The organism is Novosphingobium sp. (genome assembly GCF_025351285.1).
In the GTDB taxonomy this organism is placed as follows: domain Bacteria; phylum Pseudomonadota; class Alphaproteobacteria; order Sphingomonadales; family Sphingomonadaceae; genus Novosphingobium.
The window spans coordinates 15,213-29,766 of the sequence record NZ_JANXWG010000092.1; the positions used below are offsets into that span (position 1 = coordinate 15,213).

General features: G+C 65.7%; 11 protein-coding genes. 5 read left to right on the forward strand and 6 right to left on the reverse strand.

All coding sequences use genetic code 11. The annotated features are described in order from the left end of the window. Positions 1-41 precede the first annotated feature (41 nt). The 6 genes from Q0R16_RS11400 to Q0R16_RS11425 all read right to left on the reverse strand — a co-directional run bounded on the left by Q0R16_RS11400 (position 42) and on the right by Q0R16_RS11425 (position 9,071). The gene (locus Q0R16_RS11400) at positions 42-215 is read right to left on the reverse strand and encodes a hypothetical protein (protein ID WP_295636018.1); all 174 of its coding nucleotides are present in this window, start codon (positions 213-215) and stop codon (positions 42-44) included. A 77-nt stretch (positions 216-292) separates the two neighbouring features. Next, positions 293-1,468, reverse strand: coding sequence for a DUF885 family protein (locus tag Q0R16_RS11405; RefSeq protein ID WP_295636019.1), 1,176 nt, complete (start codon positions 1,466-1,468; stop codon positions 293-295). Beyond that, positions 1,465-5,259, reverse strand: a complete 3,795-nt coding sequence (locus Q0R16_RS11410; RefSeq protein WP_295636020.1) for a LamG-like jellyroll fold domain-containing protein — start codon at positions 5,257-5,259, stop codon at positions 1,465-1,467. Before Q0R16_RS11410 ends, Q0R16_RS11405 begins: the two co-directional genes overlap by 4 nt. Before the next feature lie 99 nt (positions 5,260-5,358). After that, positions 5,359-6,645 carry an MFS transporter gene (locus Q0R16_RS11415; RefSeq protein WP_295636021.1) on the reverse strand — a complete coding sequence of 429 codons (1,287 nt, stop codon included), beginning with the start codon at positions 6,643-6,645 and terminating at the stop codon, positions 5,359-5,361. 52 nt (positions 6,646-6,697) lie between these two features. Continuing rightward, complete coding sequence (locus Q0R16_RS11420; protein ID WP_295636022.1) at positions 6,698-7,492, reverse strand: 2-keto-4-pentenoate hydratase; 795 nt, start codon at positions 7,490-7,492, stop codon at positions 6,698-6,700. A 91-nt stretch (positions 7,493-7,583) separates the two neighbouring features. After that, complete coding sequence (locus Q0R16_RS11425) at positions 7,584-9,071, reverse strand: UxaA family hydrolase (RefSeq protein WP_295636023.1); 1,488 nt, start codon at positions 9,069-9,071, stop codon at positions 7,584-7,586. Between the two features lie 116 nt (positions 9,072-9,187). Between Q0R16_RS11425 and Q0R16_RS11430 the strand changes: the two genes are divergently transcribed. The 5 genes from Q0R16_RS11430 to Q0R16_RS11450 all read left to right on the forward strand — a co-directional run bounded on the left by Q0R16_RS11430 (position 9,188) and on the right by Q0R16_RS11450 (position 14,423). Beyond that, positions 9,188-10,216, forward strand: a complete 1,029-nt coding sequence (locus tag Q0R16_RS11430; RefSeq protein WP_295636024.1) for a LacI family DNA-binding transcriptional regulator — start codon at positions 9,188-9,190, stop codon at positions 10,214-10,216. Positions 10,217-10,295: 79 nt separating this feature from the next. Further along, a complete protein-coding gene (gene kduI / locus Q0R16_RS11435; protein ID WP_295636025.1) occupies positions 10,296-11,132 on the forward strand; it encodes a 5-dehydro-4-deoxy-D-glucuronate isomerase in 837 nt (278 codons plus the stop codon). A 6-nt stretch (positions 11,133-11,138) separates the two neighbouring features. Then, the gene (gene kduD / locus Q0R16_RS11440) at positions 11,139-11,894 is read left to right on the forward strand and encodes a 2-dehydro-3-deoxy-D-gluconate 5-dehydrogenase KduD (RefSeq protein ID WP_295636026.1); all 756 of its coding nucleotides are present in this window, start codon (positions 11,139-11,141) and stop codon (positions 11,892-11,894) included. An 8-nt stretch (positions 11,895-11,902) separates the two neighbouring features. Further along, on the forward strand, positions 11,903-12,913 hold the full coding sequence (locus Q0R16_RS11445) for a sugar kinase (protein WP_295636027.1): 1,011 nt from the start codon (positions 11,903-11,905) through the stop codon (positions 12,911-12,913). Then, positions 12,876-14,423: a carboxylesterase family protein gene (locus Q0R16_RS11450; protein WP_295636028.1), complete on the forward strand. Its 1,548-nt coding sequence runs from the start codon at positions 12,876-12,878 to the stop codon at positions 14,421-14,423. The genes Q0R16_RS11445 and Q0R16_RS11450 overlap by 38 nt, the downstream gene beginning before the upstream one ends. Positions 14,424-14,554 lie beyond the last annotated feature (131 nt).

Below are 14,554 nucleotides of genomic sequence, written 5' to 3' on the forward strand. Positions count from 1 at the left end.
GGTCCCCATTCGGCCGGGTGCAACTTGTGCGTGGGCGCGCGCTACGCCTCGACGCCGGATCCATTGGCTGCGCCGCTTCGCATGTCCGCGTAGGCTTTGTCCCTTGCCTCCGGCGCCAGCGAAAGAAGGTAGCGGCTTGCTTCCTTGTAGGTCAGAAACGCCCTGCCATCGACAATGATGGGCACGGTGCGGCCGTTGTAAATCCGGCGCAGCAACCGCCGCTGCGGCCTGTCCAGCGATTTTTCGACTTCTTCGGTGATGGCAGAGCCCGGTTCTGAAGTGGATTGGCGCCCTAGACGATCCGCCTTGGGCCGCAGTCCAGCATATTTGTAAAAGTGCGGCCAGCGTTTCTACGCTTACCGTAACGTGCAAACGCCAGTGCACCCAGCGCTTCTGCCACACGCAGCCCCGGCGTTGTGTGCATCCGCGCAATATCTTCGGCAAACGGCGCGAAATAGGCCGGAAAACCCATCTGTTCGGCCAACTGCGCCAGAACGCGATCGGGTGCGGTTCCGCGGTTGATCGCCAGGTCCGCCAACGCACGGGTCATGCGGAACAGCCGCCAGTGGATCGCGCCGGCCACGGCCAGCGCATCGGGCAGGAGGCCGGCTTGCCACGCCAGCCACTCGCCATGAATCGCCCAGCATTCGCCGAAGGCAGGCGCATAGCGCAACCGCAACGGGTGTGGCCCCGCCCGACGCTCAAGCGGCAATTGCACCATGTGGCCGGGCAGCAATTCGTGATGAACCACGCTGACCAGCGTCCAGCGTGGCCGCCGCGCGATGTCGCGCAAGTCGACGACATAGCAGCCTGCCTGGCCATTTTCGGGCAGAACGCGGAAGCCGCCCTTGCCCGATGCCGCTTCGCTTGGCGTCATCCGGCGCACCGAGACGTTCAGGCATTCGGGCGGCAGGGCTGCGAACCAGCGGGGCAGGGCGGCGCGGGCGCGCGCCAGCGTTGCGTTCATATCCACGACCGCCGCGTCACGGCCGGCGTCGCTGTCGGGATAAGCGCCGTCGCCGGATGCAAGCAGCGCGCGGAACCGCTGGCCGGTCGGTCCTGGTGGAATGCCGAGGGTGTCGAACACCGTTGCGGCGTGATGTTCGAGCCGCGCAACTTCCTCGATCAACAGGCGCTCGGCGTGCCGCAGATCGACTGGTCCTGCACATTGGCGCGTAACTTGTGCTGCGTAGCGGGCCGGATCGCCCGGCGATAGCAACGCCAGCCGTGCCTCGGCTGCCAGTCCGGCGCGGATCGTGGCGAGGTCGTTCCGCGCGCATGGCGACAAGCGCCGCGGATCGAACCTTGCCAGCGCGCGGCTCCCGGCAATGGGGTCGGGTGAGGGCCCGAGCCCGTCGAGCACCACCCGAAGCGCTGCGTCCTCACCGGCCGTCGCACGTGCCGGTGAGGACGCGAGAGCGGCAAGCCCACCAGCCAACAACCCGCGCCGGCTGGCCGCGAGGATCACCGGCCCGAAGCTTCTGACAGTGCTACGCTGTTGTTCAGCAGCGTGACTTCGCGCGCGCCGCCATCGAGCACCAGCCGCACTCGCGCGCCAGCCGGAGCCGCCGAGGGCATTGCCAGCCGCACGGTTTCCCGCCGTGGCATCAGGTCGAGCGGTGCTGGCAGCGGCGCGAACCGCGTGCGCGCCAGCACACTGCCATCGGCGCGCTCTACCAGCACTTCGCCCGACGGTATCGGCTTGGCGCCCAGGCTGTGGACGGTGACGCGCAAGCTGCGGCCAGTCAGCGCCACGTCGTCGCGACCGATCCCGGCGTCGGCGCGGTCGTGCGGTTCGTCGCCAGGGGTCACCAGCGTGAAATCGAGCACGGTCGTGGTGCGCGGTGCGAAGGCCACCGGAACGGCCATTCCGCGTTCGAGTGTTACCTGGCTATCAGCGCCGGTCGACGTGAGCGTCTTGCCTTCATCGGTGCTGGTCCCGACCGTCATCCGCCACGTGCCGGCCGCGACATTCCACCCGGTCATCGTCGCGTGCTGTTCGTGGTCGGCCAAGTTGAACGCGATCACGCGCACGTGATTGCGCGTGGCATGCGGCAGCAGGATCGCGACTTGCGTGGCCGCATCGGGTTCGGCGAAGTGCCAGCTTACGCTGTGCCCGGGCCAGGTCTGGTTGCGCTTGAGTGCGACTCCGCCGAGCCGTTCGCGCTGGAGGATCTCGCTCGGCTGTTCGACCCGGTCGCTCCACCACTGGCCATCGGTGTAGAGGTATTCGTGGTTGGTCTTGTCGGCAAAGGCCTGCGCGTGAAGCGCGGTGAGCCAGGCGGTATCGCCGCTCGCCTGCCACGCCGCGTATTGGCCGAAATCGCCGCCCTTGCCCGCAGACTTGGGCGAGAGCGAGGTCGCCAGCTTTGCGCCATCGGGCAGCGCATCGAAGGCATTCTCGTTCAATTCGGAAAGCACTTTCGCCCCGCTCGATGCAATCCGCGATGTGATCGGCACAAGGTACTTGTCATCGCCGGTAAAGCGCCACGCCGCCCAGGCCGATTGCAGCGGCGTGGTCAGCCCGCCACCATCGCCCTTGCGGGTCGCGTCGGTCCGCCAGTTGATCTCGTTGGGATAGGCCATCGCGCCGTCTGCGCCGGGCTTGCCGTGCGCCATCCAGCCATCGATCACACCCGTGACCAACCCCGTTGCAACCGGGTTGCGATTGTAGAGCCCGAGCAGGATCGGCGCATGCATGACGGTGAAGCTGTAAGGCTTCTGCCATTCCCACACGCCCTCGCGGGTCACCTTGCGCCCGCCGTACCAGTTGCTGGCGAAGTGCATATGCCCCGCCGGATTGCGCAGGACCACCTTGTCTGCCAGCGCCTTGGCGGTTTCCATCAGCCGCTCGACCGTCAGCGGTTCGCCCCAATAGAGATAGAGCCGCTCAGCGTCGGAATTGAGGCCTTCTTCGTAAGCGTGCAGCTCGTCGGTGGTGATATAGGCAAGTCCATCCACCCGCATGCCGTTGGTGAACGAGGCATCATCCAGCTTGCGCAGCGAGGCCTCGATCTTGTCAGGCTCGACCCCCATCAGCGCAAGGCCCGGCCATTGCTGGGTCAGGTCGGTATCGTCCGAAATGCCGCCGCCGAAATCGCCGTAAGGCACTTGCCGCTTGTCGATCCACCAGTCGACGAAGCGCTGGACCAGCTTGAGGTCCTCGACTTGCCGGAACGCCCAGGCAGGCACACCCGCCGGCACCGACGGCAGCGCCACGGCGGGCATGTTCTCGGGGCTGTAGTTGATATCTGCCCAGTAGGTCCGGGCCAGCTTGTTCTCGGGATCGACGCGGAGCAGATCGGAAATGTCGCCGGCCACGCGGCGGTACAGCCCTTCGCGGCCCGATGCGGTGTGCTCTTCGACCAGGAAGCCCCAGTTGTCGCGCACCTGGTTGAAGCGATCGGCAATGTGTTCGGGCAGCGCGGCGGCGCGGTTCTTGAACACCAGCCGTATGGTAGCGCCATCGAGCGATTGCGCCGAAAAGCCCGGGTTGGCCGAGGCGATGCGCAAGTACATGCTCTTGGCGGGCAGGATGCGATCGCGCAGATCGAGCCAAATCGTGCGCGCTTCGTGCGGGCGCACCGAAACCGAAACGTCGGCCATCTCGCGCCCCGGCCACAGCGGGTCCATGACCTGGATGTTGAGCGGGATCAGCCCCTTGGCATCCGGCGCGAGATCGAGCGCAGGCAAGTCGATCGCTACGCCATCGAGCCCGTCGTGCAGGTTCTCCCACCCGAAGTTGTAGGCGCGAGCGAGCGCGCGGCCCGGCGTGCTTTGCGCAAAGCCCGAGGGGATCAGCACGTGGACCACTGACGCAAGTCCGGCAGCGCGCTGCGCTTTGCCGACCGAGGTGGGATCACCGGCACCAACAGCGGCTTGCCCTGCACTGGCAGGCCGCGCGACGACGGTGGCGCGTTCGGCCGGGGGGAAGCGCCCAGCGATATAATCGTTGAGCTCGCCCAATGTGGCGAAATCGGGCGCTGCCGATGCGTCGATGCGGTACGCGAGCTTGAAACTGCCGGCCGGTTCGGGCGCGGCGCTGATGTCGTAGGCCCACAGTTCCTGGATCGGCTGTTCCTGCGAAACATTGGTGAAGTGCAGCGTGCCGCCGGTCAACGGCGCGAACTGGTCGACCGAGCGCACTACGCCTTGCAGGCGCTTGGCAAGCGGCTGGTTGGCGCCGCCTGGGGCGGTCCAGTCGAGCGAGCCATAGGCGGCGCCGCGCAGTTCGACGCGGTTGAAGCGGACATTCTCGGGCACGGTCAGGTCATAACGCTTGCCGCCTTCGACATAGACGTTCCAGTCGGGCAGCTCGAAATAGTCGTCACGGCCGGGCAGACGAGAGCGGTTGTAGACGCCCGGCCACGTGGTTTCGGCGATGCCGTCGACGCCCTTCCACATCCACGACTTCAAGTCCTTGGCGTCGGAAAATTCGACTTTGCGGATCGTGGTGACCGGCGCGTCGAGCACGGGCGGATCGGCGCGGTCCCAGCCGTAGCGGTGCAGCCAGGCGGCGCGTTCGGTGGCTGCTTGCTGGACTGGCGGCTCAGTGGGTTCCTGCTTGGCGGCCAACGCGGCGGCTTCGGCGTCGCCCATCAAGTGATCGTAAACGCGGATTTCATCGATATCGCTGCCGCGCATGAAGCTGTACCGGCTCTGCACCTGGTGCGGTGCAATGATCCGTCCGGCTAGGCCGAACTGGTCGAGCCCGCTGTCGAGATCGGCCTTCTGAACCTTGCGGGCCACTTCCTTGCCATCGACCCAAAGCACCACGCCGCGCGCCTCGTCCCAGCCGAACGCGATATGGTGCCAATCTTCGGGCGAGGGTGTTTCGGGCATCGTCCACGAGACACGCACGCGCGCCAGGTTGGCGTCGGTGACAAAAGCGTCGAAACCGTGGCCGTTCCAGTCGATCCTCAGGAACGCCATGTCCCAACTCGAATGATCGGCAAAGCCGGTACGGAACAGCACGAAGGGCGCGGAGCCGATCGGGGTGCGCGGCCGCCAGAAAAACGCCAGCGTGCCGCGCTGCGCGTAAATGTTGCCTGGCGCGTTCCAACTGACGTAGCCGTCATCGTCCCAGCGGAACGCCGGCCCGGTGGCGCCATCGGCCACCACGGTCACGCCGCTGACGAAGTTGGGGCGCGGATCACCAGCTGCAGCGCTTGCCGCCATCCCGCCATCGCCCTTGCTGTCGGCCGAGGCGCGGAACAGCAGGCCATCGGGGCCAGCTTCGGCGCGAGCGATGGGGACCATGCAAAGCGAGAAGCCAAGCGCGGTTGCGCTCAAAAGCGGGCGAATGCGGCGCATACGGGTCTCCACGGTGCAGGTCGATGATCGGGAAACGTGGCGGGATCAGATCGCCTCGACACGCTCCAGCCTGGGCGAAAGCAGATGGATCGCCGCCAGGGCCACGAAGTAGGCGCTGGCGCAGATCGCAAACAATGTGGCGTAACTGTGCGTTGTATCGAGCACATAGCCGGTGAACTGCGCCATCCCCATGCCGCCGATCGCGCCGATCATCCCGCCGATCCCCACGACCGAACCGACGGCCTTGCGCGGAAACAAGTCCGACGGAAGCGTGTAGAGATTAGCCGAAAACGCCTGGTGACCGGCTGTGGCGAGCCCGATGACAAGAACGGCGGCCCACAAGCCGTTGATGCTTTGCGCAAAGTAAATCGGCGTGATCAGTATGGCTGAAAGCAGCATGGTCAGCTTGCGCGCGGCATTGGGCGTGCGGCCCGCCCGGATCAGCCGCGACGACATCCAGCCCCCGGCGATGCTGCCTCCGTCCGAGATCAGGTAGATCGCGGCGAGCGGCGGGCCGAAGGTTTTCAGATCGAGGTTGTAGCGCTGGTAAAGGTAGCCCGGCAGCCAGAACAGGAAGAACCACCAGATCGGATCGATGAAGAATTTGCCCAGCGCATAGGCCCAGGTCTCGCGCAATGTCAGCAACTTCGCCCAGCCGATCGATCCAGCCGGATCGGCCGGGTCCTGCTTGATCCACGCCAGTTCGCCGGGTGAAACCGACTTGTGTTGATCGGGCGAACGGTAAATCGCCAGCCACGCGATCAGCCAGACCACGCCGAACACGCCGGTGACCAGGAATGTCATCCGCCATCCGAACCACAGCACCAGCACGGGCACCAGCAACGGGGTGATGATGGCGCCGACGTTCGATCCGGCGTTGAGCAGCCCGATCGCAAACGCGCGTTCGCGCTGCGGGAACCAGTCGGTCACCGCGCGCACGCCCGATGGGAAATTGCCCGATTCGCCCAGGCCCAGCCCGAAGCGCGCGGCGGCGAACGAAACGATCCCGGTGGCCAGCCCGTGCGCCATGTGGCTGACCGTCCAGATCACGATCGCGATGGCATAGCCGGTCCGCGCGCCGACTTTGTCGACGATCCGGCCGAAGGCGACATAACCGATTGCGTAAGCGACCTGGAACCAGAACACGATCTGGGCAAAATCGCCCTCGGTCCATTTCAGGTCGGCCGCGAGCGTCGGCTTGAGCACGCCGATCATCTGGCGATCGATGTAATTGACCGCGGTGGCAGCAAACAGCAGCGCCACGATCGTCCAGCGATAGCGGCCAGACGTGCTTGCTGCGGCGTCCACGGGGTGCCCTGCGATCTGGTCCATCTCTGCTCTCCCGTGACGGCCGGGTTTCCCGATCCGCAGATGATCTTGCTGTTCAGCTAAGTGGTGCGGCGGCAATCGTGCAAGTGACCGTGCCGTGCGTGCCGAAGCTTGCTTCGACCGTCTGGCCCGGCTTTACGCGGTGAACCCCGGTGACGGCGCCGCTAGATACCCAGCACCCGTCATGGAGCGCGATGCCGCGCGCGGCCAGGTTGGCCATCAGGAAACGCACCGCGCCGAGCGGGCCGTCTAGCATCGTGGCTGCGCTCGCTTCGCCGGCGGTTTCGCCATCGATCGTGGTTTTTACGCCGATAATGCGCAAGTCGGTCCCGCGCCAATCGGCGATCTGCGGCCCGAGCACGAGCCCGAAGTTGTTGCCGAAATCCGATGCGGTAACGGCAGGGCCATCGGCGTTGATGCCGGGATAGGGCGAACTGGCAATCTCGATGCCAATCCGCACGCCATCGAGCAAAGCCAGCGTTTCGGCGTCGGTCTGCGGGGTTGCGCCGTCATGACCGGGCGCGATGTGAAGCAGAAACTCCGCCTCAGCCGCTGCAAAGCCGCCGGTGAACACAGGCATCGCGGGTTTGCCGACAGTGCCATCGACCACGCTTTCGGCGAAGATCGGGCCGGACAAGCGGTTGGATCCGAGCCGTGCGTCATCGGGCGGGAAGATCCGTCCGACCTTCCAGCCGGCAATCGGGCGGCCATCGGCGCGGATCGCGTGATCCTGGATCGCGTAAGCAGCGGCAAGGTCAACCGGTGGTGCGCCGGGGTAATCGGCCAGCGCCCGACCGGCGCGGCGCGCGGTGACGAATGCGTGGGCCACGGACTTCAATTGCTCGGACACACCATCCCATCCCGGATCATCTCTTGTTGTCACGAGGCGTAAAGGAAACCGGTGTCATAAGCAACAGGGTTTGCTGGATGCGCTGGTCCGATCACAAGGTGACTCCGCGTTTCCAGATCGCAATGGCGCGCTGGTCGCGGCTTTCGGACACGGTTTCGCGGCCTTCGGCGATGGCGATGACGGTCTCGAGAAAGGCTTCGTCCACAACGCTTTGCGGCGCGTCCAACACCCGCCCGGCATCGAAATCGATCCAGTGCGGCTTGGCTTGGGCAAGCGCGTGATTGGACGCAACTTTGATCGTCGGGACCGGGAACCCGAGCGGCGTTCCCCGCCCGGTGGTGAACAGCACGATGGTTGCCCCGGCAGCGGCCAAGGCGGTGGACGATACCGCATCGTTGCCCGGTGCTTCGAGCAGCGTCACGCCCGACTTCGAGGCCTGTTCGCCATAGCCGATCACGTCGGTCAGCGCCGCCCCACCGGCCTTCTGCACCGCGCCGAGCGATTTTTCCTCAAGCGTGGTGATGCCGCCCGCAAGGTTGCCGGGCGAGGGGTTTTCCGAAACCGGCAGGCCCTGATCGAGGTAATAACGTTTGAAGCGATTGATCAGCGCGGCCGCGGCTTCGAACACTTCGCTGCTGCTGGCGCGGTCGAGCAAGGCCTGTTCTGCGCCAAAAATCTCGGGAATTTCGGTGAGGATGGCCGATCCGCCAGCGGCGACCAGTGTCTCGGTCAGGCGCCCGAGCAAGGGGTTGGCGGTGAGCCCGCTCAACCCGTCCGAGCCGCCGCATTTCAGCCCGATCCGCAGCGCCGACAGCGGCAGCGGTTCGCGTATGGTGCCGACGAGTTCGTCGACCAGTTCATCGACCAACCGGCCGGCTTCGACCATCTCGTCGCGCGCGGCTTGCGAGGACAGCACCCGTACTTTGCCGCGCGCCGCTTCGGGCACGGCCGCCAGCAGCGAGTCGAGCTGATTCGATTCGCAGCCTAGTCCCAGCAGCAGCACGCCGCCGGCGTTGGGATTGGCCGCAAGCCCGGCGAGCAGCGCGCGCGTGCCGCCCAGGTCATCGCCCAATTGTGAACAGCCGTGGGGGTGGGTGAAGGCATGGACCCCGTCGATCCGCTTCGCATGCCGTTCGTTCGCGGTGCGCGCGACCTGTTCGGCCACCCCGCCGACGCAGCCGACGGTAGGCAGGATCCACACTTCGTTGCGCGTTGCGGCTCGGCCGTCAGCGCGCCTGTAGCCTGACCAGGTGCCGCATGAGGGGGCACCTTGTGTGATGGCTGCCGAGCCGGGCCTGTAGGCCAATTCGCCCGACAGAGCGGTGGCAAGATTGTGTACGTGGACGTGTTCGCCCGGTGCGATCGGCCGCGTTGCCCGGCCGATCGGCTGACCGTATTTGGTCACGATCTGGTCCATCGCGTGAGCAACCAACGCAACCTTGTGGCCTTGTGCAATCGGCTTGCTCGTGCGGATCGCACCTTCGCCAAGCTCGACTGCTTCCCCGGCCGCCACCGCGCGCAACGCCACCGCCACGGTGTCCGCCGCGTGGACTTTCAGAAACGCCCTGTCGACGACCATCGCAAAACCTGCTTTGTTGGAAACCGGTGTCAATCCTGCCCGCCGTTTGCACCCGGCCGCGGGGTAAGGCAAGGGACGCAAACGCGTACGCAATGCGGTCGGGAGCAAGTGAAGGCATGATGGCTGCGATTGAAAAAGCCGCCGAGGGCAAGCCGACCATCAACGATGTCGCGCGGATTTCGGGCGTTTCGAAGAAGACGGTCAGCCGCGTCATCAACCGCTCTCCGCTGTTGAACGAAGCGACGCGCGAGAAGGTCGAAGCGGTGATCGCCGATCTGGGCTACGTGCCCAATCCGCAGGCGCGTGCGCTGGCGCTACGGCGCAATTTTCTGATCGGGCTGATCCACGACAACCCCAATGCGCAGATGGTGCTGGGCGTGCAGGAGGGCATTCTCGAGACGATCCGCGACACCGAATTCGCGTTGGTGGTGCGCCCGGTCGATCGCCATTCGCCGACTCTGCTGGAGGATGTGCGCGGGTTTCTGGACCAGCAGCGGCTTTATGGCGTGATGGTGCTGCCGCCGATTTCCGAAAGCGATGCGCTGGCGGCGGTCTGCCGCGAAGCGGGGTGCAATTATGTGCGGATGGGATCGGCGCGGCTCGACACCGAGGCACATCTGGTCGAATCGAATGATCGCGCGGCAGTGGCCGAAGCGGTGGCTTACCTGATCGGGCTGGGGCACCGGCGGATCGGCTTCGTGGCGGGGCCCGAGGGCTTCCGTTCGGCGCGCGAACGCGAATTGGGGTTCCGCGATGCGATGGAAACCGCCGGCATCGACATCGCGCCCGGCACGGTCGGGCAGGGCAATTACACGTTCGCCTCGGGCCACGCCGCAGCCCAGCGCTTGCTCGAAGCTCGCCCCACCGCGATTTTCGCCAGCAACGACGAGATGGCGGCCGGCGTGCTCCACGCAGCGCGCGAACGCGGGATGGAGGTACCGCACGACCTTTCGATCCTGGGGTTCGACGATACCGCGATCGCAGCGCATATCTGGCCGCCGCTGACCACGGTGCGCTGGCCGATCGTATCGATGGGCCGCGCCGCTGCACGCAAGTTGATCCACCCCGAAACCGCCGAGCGCGAGCCAGCCTTGTTCCGCTCCGAGTTGATTCGTCGTGCTTCGGTCGCTCCGGCTCGCGAATGAAGGCTTGCGCAGGAAACTGACACCGGTTACCAAAATCGACAAAGCCAATTCAAAAGCCATCTCGACGGGAGAGACGATCGTGTTTGCCAAGACCCTCCACGCGACCCATCCGGACATGATGGACAGCGTTTCCAACGACGATCTGCGCGATCGCTACCTTTGCACCGGGCTGTTCGAGACGGGCAAGGTCAACCTAGTCTATTCGCACAACGAACGCTTCATCATCGGCGGCGCGGTGCCGTCGGGCGGACCGCTGTCGCTGCCCGTGCAGACCGCACCGCCGAGCGCGGCGGGTCACACGCTGCTGGAACGCCGCGAACTGGCGGCAGTCAACATCGGCGGGCCGGGCGCAATCACGGTCGATGGCCAGCGTTTCGAAATGGGCAACAAGAACTGCCTCTACGTGCCGATGGGGTCGCAAGACGTGACTTTCGAAGGTGACGGCGCCCGCTTCTACCTCGCCTCGCTGCCCGCGCACAAAGTCTGCCCGATCAAGCACATCACGCTCGATCATGCCAATCCGCTGGCGCGCGGCGATCTTGCCAATTCGAACCAGCGCACGATTTACCAACTCGTCATCCCTGGCGTGTGCGAAAGCGCGCAACTGCTGCTGGGCCTGACCGTGCTCGAAGAAGGCTCGGTCTGGAACACGATGCCGCCGCACCTGCATGACCGCCGCAGCGAGATCTATCTCTACTTCGATCTGGCCGAACCCACCGACCGGGTGTTCCACTACATGGGTGAACCCCACGCGATGCGCCACCTGGTGATTGCCAACGAGGAGGCTGTGATCAGCCCGCCGTGGTCGATCCACATGGGTTCGGGCACCAAGAAATACGCGTTCATCTGGGCGATGGGTGGCGAAAACCTCGATTATACCGACATGTCGGTGCTCGATATCTGCCAGTTGAAGTAAGCACTTATGGCGATTTCCTTCGATCTTGCGGGCAAGGTGGCGCTGGTCACCGGGGCCAACACCGGCATCGGCCAAGCGATCGCGGTGGCGCTGGCCGGGGCAGGCGCGGATGTTGCCGTTGCAGGGCGCTCGCCTGCCGATGAGACGCTTGCCCACATTGCCAAGGCTGGTCGCCGCGCGGTGGGCATCTCGGCCGATTTGTCGTCGATCGAACCGGTCGAACGCGTGATCGCCGAGACGATTTCGGCGCTCGGGCGGATCGATATCCTGGTCAACAACGCGGGCATCATCCGCCGTGCCGACCTTGCCGAGTTCAGCGAAGCCGATTGGGACGCGGTGGTCGATACCAACCTCAAGTCGCTGTTTTTCCTCAGCCAGGCGGCCTCGCGCCCGATGGTCGCGCAAGGAAGCGGCAAGATCGTCAACATCGCCTCGCTGCTCAGCTTCCAGGGTGGCATCCGTGTGCCGAGCTATGCCGCGGCGAAGTCGGGCGTGGCGGGGGTGACCAGGGCAATGGCCAACGAACTCGCGCCGCAAGGCGTACAGGTCAACGCCATCGCGCCTGGCTATATCGCCACCAACAACACCGTCGCGCTTCAGGCCGATGAAACCCGCAGCCGCCAGATCCTCGAACGCATCCCCACCGGGCGCTGGGGCCGGCCCGAGGACATTGCTGGCGCCGCAGTCTTCCTGGCGTCGTCCGCAGCAGACTATGTGACCGGGCAGATCCTCGCGGTCGACGGCGGCTGGCTGGCGCGATAGCGCGCGGCATGGGCGGTCCGGTCATCTGCTTCGGCGAATTGCTGTTCCGGCTGACCCCGCCCGATCGGCGATTGATGGTCCAGGCCGACAGTCTCGATCTGGCGGTCGGCGGCGCCGAAGCCAACGTGGCGGCGGCGCTGGCATCGCTCGGCCACGCGGTGCGGTTCGCCGGGTTGGTCAGCGACAATGCGCTGGGGGACCGGGCGGTTTCGGCCTTGCGCGGGGCTGGCGTCGATACGGTTTTCCTGAGGCGTGCGGCTGGCCGAATGGGGCTTTATTTCATGGAAGAGGGTGCAGGGGCGCGGCCCTCTGCGATCGCGTACGACCGCGCGGGCAGCGCCTTTGCCGAAGCCTCGCCCGCCGCGATCGACTTTGCGGGAGCGCTTGCCGGCGCGCGGCTGCTCCACTGCGGCGGGATCACCCCGGCGTTGGGACCGAAGGGCGTGGCGCTGGCGCGTGCGGCGCAAGATGCGGCCATGACAGCCGGGGTGCCGATCTGCTTCGATGGCAATTACCGCTCGCAATTGTGGCAGGCATGGGACAGCAGGCCGGGCGAAGTGCTGCGCGATCTCGTCCACGACGCAACGATCCTGATCGGCAACCATCGCGACATTTCGCTGCTGCTGGGCGCCACGTTTTCGGGCGATGGCGATGACCGGCGGCGAGAGGCGGCCAAGGCGGCTTTTGCGGCTTTCCCGAAGCTTCAGCTTATCGCATCAACCGCGCGGCACGTGGTGACATCGGACCATCATCGCATCGCCGCGCGAGTCGATGCGCGCGACGTTGCGCACCAGACTGCCGAAATCGACGTGACCGGGATTGTCGAGCGCATTGGCACCGGCGACGCGTTTGCCGCAGGCGTGCTGCACGGTTGGCTTGGAGGCGGGAGCGTGGAAGCGATGGCCGAAGCCGGATTGGCGCTGACCGCGCTCAAGCACTCGCTGCCTGGCGACATGTGCCTGGCCACGCGTGCCATGCTCGATGGCTTCGAAGCGGGCGGCGGCGATGTCCGGCGCTGACGGCTGGAGCCGTCGGGGCGTGATCGCGGGCGGCGCGGCGCTGGTGGCGGTGGGCGATGTGGCGAAGGCCGTCACGGTTCACGAGACGATGACTGCGCCCGACGGGCAATACCGATCGATCGCGAGTGAATTTGCGCAGGCTCGGGCATTCAAGGGTATTCGCTATGCCCGGGCGGCGCGGTTCCAGCCGCCCGTGCCGGTTCGTTCGGCCGAGCAATGGGGCGCTGACAAATTCGTGGACGATTTCGGCCCGGCCTGCCCGCAGCAGGGCCCGCGCTATCAGCCGCAGAGCGAAGACTGCCTGTTCCTCAATGTGTGGGCGCCGGGCCAGGACGTGCCGGGCCAGCACGCAGCCGGCAAACGCCCGGTGATGGTCTATATCCACGGCGGCGCCTATTCGGGCGGCTCGGTCACCGATCCGCTCAACGACGGAGCAAAGCTGGCGATACGCGGCGACGTGGTGGTAGTGACGGTCAACCACCGCCTCAACGCGTTGGGTTACCTTTATCTGCCCGATCGCTTTCCCGACAGCGGCAACAATGGCCAGCTAGACCTGATCTGCGCGTTGCAGTGGGTTCGGCGCAACATCGCCGCGTTCGGGGGCGATCCGGGCAATGTCACGGTGTTCGGGCAATCGGGCGGCGGCGCCAAAATTGCGACGTTGATGGCGATGCCGGCGGCCAAGGGGTTGTTTCACAAGGCGATCACGATGAGCGGGCAGCAAGTCACCGCCTCTGGTCCGCTCCACGCCGCGCGCCGTGCCGAGGCATTCCTGGCAAAACTGGGCAACGGCGTCGATCCGGCAACGGCGCCGGTGGAGCAGCTTGTCGCAGCGCTTTCCGCAAGCGATCCGATCATGGGCGGCGGGCTCTATATGGGGCCGGTGCTCGATATGCGTTCGCTCAACCGGCATCCATTCTGGCCCGATGCCGCGCCGCAATCGCTGGGCCTGCCGATCCTGCTGGGCAATTGCGTGATGGAAACGCGCGCGTTCCTTTCGTCCGATCGTGCGCCACTGAAAGGGCTCGGCTGGAGCAACCTGGCCTCGCGGCTTGGCCCTGAAATGAAGATCGACATCGACCCCGCCTGGGTGCTCGCGCAGTTTCGCGCACGCTACCCTGCGGCCGAGCCGCTCGAACTGTTCCACCGCATCGTTACCGCGGCGCGATCGTGGCGGGGGCAGGTCGAGGAAGCAGAAGCGCGGGCCAAAGCCGGGCGGGGCAACACCTTTGTCTACCAACTCGATTTCGAACAGGCCAAGCACACCGACGATATCGGCTTGTCGTTCGGCACATTCGAGAACCCGACCCCGGCGCGGCAGGCGATGAGCGACACCGTGATGGCGGCATACGTGCGCTTTGCCCGCACCGGAAATCCGGGTTGGCCGGCGTATGACCTGAACCAACGCCGGACAATGGTGTTCGACGCGCCAAGCCGCGTAGTCAGCAATCCGAGGGCTTGGGAACGCGAGCTGTTTGCGCGGGCCCCCTATATCCAGCCGGGTAGCTGAGCTGCCATCCGTCGCAAGATTGCGACACTTTCGCTGCGAAATTTGCCTGGTTCGATAGTCCCGTTGACAGACACGCGGTTTGGCGGCATGAAACATGACACCGGTTACCTAGTTTTACCCGGGTGATCGGC

Coding starts and splice junctions, on each gene's coding strand:
- Q0R16_RS11410 (WP_295636020.1), bottom strand. CDS start 5,259: ATGGTCCCCATCGCTCGCGCCGAAGCTGGCCCCGATGGCCTGCTGTTC.
- Q0R16_RS11415 (WP_295636021.1), bottom strand. CDS start 6,645: ATGGACCAGATCGCAGGGCACCCCGTGGACGCCGCAGCAAGCACGTCT.
- Q0R16_RS11425 (WP_295636023.1), bottom strand. CDS start 9,071: ATGGTCGTCGACAGGGCGTTTCTGAAAGTCCACGCGGCGGACACCGTG.
- Q0R16_RS11430 (WP_295636024.1), top strand. CDS start 9,188: ATGATGGCTGCGATTGAAAAAGCCGCCGAGGGCAAGCCGACCATCAAC.
- kduD (WP_295636026.1), top strand. CDS start 11,139: ATGGCGATTTCCTTCGATCTTGCGGGCAAGGTGGCGCTGGTCACCGGG.
- Q0R16_RS11445 (WP_295636027.1), top strand. CDS start 11,903: ATGGGCGGTCCGGTCATCTGCTTCGGCGAATTGCTGTTCCGGCTGACC.
- Q0R16_RS11450 (WP_295636028.1), top strand. CDS start 12,876: ATGGCTTCGAAGCGGGCGGCGGCGATGTCCGGCGCTGACGGCTGGAGC.